We start from the raw sequence: 3,708 nt of genomic DNA on the forward strand, positions 1-3,708 counted from the left end.
CTGTAAGGCGGGAGGTACATGACTTGGGCGCCGACGGCCTCGATGGCGGCGCGGACCCCGGCGAGCTTGTGAGCGGGCAGATTGTCCATGACCACGATGTCACCTCGGGTCAGGGTCGGCGCCAGCACCTGCTCGACATAGGCCAGGAAGGCTTGGCCGTTCGTCGCGCCGTCGAGAATCATCGGCGCGGTCATGCGCTCAGACGAAGACCGCCGACGAAGGTGGTAGTTTTCCAATGCCCATGCGGCACCGGCGCCCGGCACCGCTCGCCGCGAGGGGCACGCCCGCGGAGCCTCGCCATCTTGGTCGAGGCTCCGGTCTCGTCGATGAAGACTAGGCGCTCGGGATCAAGCTCCGGCTGGAGATCGAACCACTCATGTCGCCGCCGCAGAACGTCGGGCCGTTGCTGCTCGCTGGCGTGCGCCGTTTTTTTGAAGGTCATGTCGTGGCGGTCCAGCAGGCGCCATACGCTGCTCGGGGCGATCTTGCCCCCGTGTACCGCTTCCAGGTGGGCCGCGATCTCGGCCAGGGTGATGTCGGGAGTCTGCTCTACCAGCCCCAGGATCTCTTCGGCCAACGCCTCCATCCGGTGCGAATGACGGTCGCCGCCACGCGGCCTCGACACGGCGTGTCCTTCCGATCGCCAGCGGCTCACCCATTTGATTGCTGTCGAGGCAGCAACCCCGAACCGCTTCGCCGCCGCGCGGCATGATTGACCGCTCTCGACCGCCGAAATCAGACGCTGCCGAAGATCCGTGGAAAGGGATGTCGCCATCAGGGCTGGCCTCCTTCACCAGCCCCAATCTTGAATCATACTTTTCCCTAATTGGGAATCCCCAATGATTCCATATGAGTGGATGATGCTCTAGTGCACTGACGCAAACAAGGGATTCCCTGGTGGCGTTGGTTGTGGGATTCTGGGGCCATGGCCCAGACAGTCAGCGTTATCGTCAATACCGAGGACCGCAAGCGATTGGCCGCCGTCATCGGCGACCGTAATCGTCCCCTCAAGCAGGTTCAGCGTGCCCGGATCGTGATGCTTTCGGCCGAGCGACAGCCGGTGCATGAAATCGCGCGGCAAACCGGCGTCAGCCGCCCCTCGGTCTGGCGCCTGGCAGCGGCGTTTCGCCGAAAACGGGGTTGATGTTCTTCTGCGGGAGCCGAGCCGCAAACCCGGTAAGACGCCGCTGTCGGCCGAGACCGTGTGCAAGGTTGTGGCGCTGACCTGCACCGAGCCGCCCGGGGAAGTCACCCACTGGACCGGCCGCGCGATGGCCAAGGCCATCGGCATTTCGCTTCGTGCCGTGCAGCGGATCTGGGACGCGCATCGTCTCCAGCCCCATCGACTGCGTACCTTCAAGAAGTCCAAGGACCCAGCCTTCGCCGCCAAGGTGGAGGATATTGTTGGCCTTTACATGAACCCGCCCGCCCACGCCATCGTCGTGTCCATCGACGAGAAGAGCCAAATCCAAGCCCTTGACCGCACCCAGCCCGGCCTGTCGCTGAAGCCCGGAAAGTGCTGACCCATGACCCATGACTATAAGCGCAACGGCACCACCACCCTGTTCGCTGCCCTCAACGTCCTCGACGGCACCGTGATCGGTCGCTGTATGCCCAAGCACACCCACCTGGAATTCATCAAATTTCTCAACGCCGTCGATCGGGCCGTTCCGGCAGGGAAAATCATCCATGCCATCGCCGACAACTTGCTACTCACAAGCACCCCAAGGTCAGGGAATGGCTGGCCGATCTCCGCGCTGGGTTTTCCATTTCACGCCCACCTCGGCCTCATGGCTCAACGCCGTCGAGGGATTCTTCTCCATCATCACCCGCAGACGCATCCGGCGTGGCGTCTTCAAGTCCGTCGCCGACCTCCAAGAGGCAATCCGACGCTACATCAAGGAGCACAACCGATCTTCCAAACCCTTCGTCTGGACCAAACCAGCCCAGACCATCCTCGAAAAGCTCAGACGGCTGCCGGTATCTTTTGAATGAGTCGGTGCTCTAGTGTCCTGTTTTCTAAATCCATGTCATTCTTACCCCCGCATTGTGGGAGGCAGGGATGGCGCGGGGCAGGGCATCGTCGATCGAGCTGAGTGACGCTGAACGGGTGGAACTTGAAGGGCAGGTTCGGCGGCGGACAACGCCGCAAGGCGCCGCGCTTCGGGCGCGGATAGTGCTGAGGGCGGCGGATGGAGTGCTGAACACGGTGATCGCCGAGGAACTCGGCATCGGCCCGCACACGGTCGGAAAATGGCGCGAACGATTTGCCCGTGATCGCCTCGACGGACTGTCTGACGAGCCCCGTCCTGGGGCGCCGCGCACGGTGAGTGACCAGGCCATCGCCGAACTGATCCAGAAGACGCTAGAAACGACACCTCCCGACGCCACCCATTGGAGTGTGCGGACGATGGCCCGAGCGGCACAGGTGGCGCCCTCGACCGTTCATAAAGTCTGGCGGGCGTTTGGCTTGCAGCCGCACCGGGCCGAAACCTTCAAGCTATCGACGGACCCGCAATTCATTGAGAAGGTCCGCGATATCGTCGGCCTGTACCTCAACCCACCGGAGCGAGCGATAGTCCTGTGCGTCGATGAAAAGACCCAGGTTCAGGCACTTGATCGCACCCAGCCTCTGCTGTCGTTGCGTCCTGGCCAGGCCGAGAGGCGGAGCCACGATTACAAACGCCATGGCACCACGTCACTGTTCGCCGCCCTGGATGTCGCCATGGGCAACGTCATCGGCCGTTGCTTCCAACGACACCGGGCGGCCGAATTCCGCAAATTCCTCGATCTCATCGAAGCCAGCGTTCCCGCAGATCTCGACATTCACGTCGTCATGGACAACGCCTCAACCCACAAGACCAAGCTCATCCGGGACTGGTTCGCAAAGCGGCCGCGATGGCATGCCCACTTCACCCCGACATCGTCGTCGTGGATCAATCAGGTTGAGCGCTTCTTCGCCCTCCTCACCGACCGCCAACTTCGGCGCGGCGTTCACCGCTCCACAGCCGAACTGGAGGCCGCAATTCGCGTTTTCATCGACACCAACAATGCCGATCCGAAGTCGTTTCGGTGGACCAAAACCGCTGACGACATCCTCGCCTCCATCCAGCGCTTCTGCACGAGAACGCTGGCCGAGCAGGGGAAGGTTTGACGCGAATTTCGGAATCAGTGCACTAGAGCATCATCCACTCATATGGAATCATTGGGGATTCCCAATTAGGGAAAAGTATGATTCAAGATTGGGGCTGGTGAAGGAGGCCAGCCCTGATGGCGACATCCCTTTCCACGGATCTTCGGCAGCGTCTGATTTCGGCGGTCGAGAGCGGTCAATCATGCCGCGCGGCGGCGAAGCGGTTCGGGGTTGCTGCCTCGACAGCAATCAAATGGGTGAGCCGCTGGCGATCGGAAGGACACGCCGTGTCGAGGCCGCGTGGCGGCGACCGTCATTCGCACCGGATGGAGGCGTTGGCCGAAGAGATCCTGGGGCTGGTAGAGCAGACTCCCGACATCACCCTGGCCGAGATCGCGGCCCACCTGGAAGCGGTACACGGGGGCAAGATCGCCCCGAGCAGCGTATGGCGCCTGCTGGACCGCCACGACATGACCTTCAAAAAAACGGCGCACGCCAGCGAGCAGCAACGGCCCGACGTTCTGCGGCGGCGACATGAGTGGTTCGATCTCCAGCCGGAGCTTGATCCCGAGCGC

The 3,708-nt window shown here is 62.4% G+C and carries 4 protein-coding genes and 1 pseudogene; 3 read left to right on the forward strand and 2 right to left on the reverse strand.

Going from position 1 to position 3,708, the window contains the following annotated elements; all coding sequences use genetic code 11:
- The coding region (locus PHAMO_RS14990; RefSeq protein WP_040567491.1) for a transposase at positions 1 to 194 on the reverse strand (194 nt) is incomplete at its 3' end.
- Positions 191 to 775 carry an IS630 family transposase gene (locus PHAMO_RS14995; protein ID WP_002730531.1) on the reverse strand — a complete coding sequence of 195 codons (585 nt, stop codon included), beginning with the start codon at positions 773 to 775 and terminating at the stop codon, positions 191 to 193. The genes PHAMO_RS14990 and PHAMO_RS14995, both read right to left, overlap by 4 nt.
- Positions 776 to 925: 150 nt before the next feature.
- Between PHAMO_RS14995 and PHAMO_RS15000 the strand changes: the two are divergent.
- From PHAMO_RS15000 to PHAMO_RS15010, 3 genes and pseudogenes are all read left to right on the forward strand, one after another.
- Positions 926 to 1,995 (forward strand): annotated as a pseudogene (locus PHAMO_RS15000) (IS630 family transposase).
- A 67-nt stretch (positions 1,996 to 2,062) separates the two neighbouring features.
- A complete protein-coding gene (locus PHAMO_RS15005; protein WP_002730539.1) occupies positions 2,063 to 3,154 on the forward strand; it encodes an IS630 family transposase in 1,092 nt (363 codons plus the stop codon).
- 116 nt (positions 3,155 to 3,270) lie between these two features.
- Positions 3,271 to 3,708, forward strand: a 438-nt coding sequence (locus PHAMO_RS15010; RefSeq protein WP_040567490.1) for a helix-turn-helix domain-containing protein, incomplete at its 3' end; no start/stop codon positions are given.

The sequence above is a fragment of the Magnetospirillum molischianum DSM 120 genome (assembly GCF_000294655.1).
Lineage (GTDB): Bacteria > Pseudomonadota > Alphaproteobacteria > Rhodospirillales > Magnetospirillaceae > Phaeospirillum > Phaeospirillum molischianum.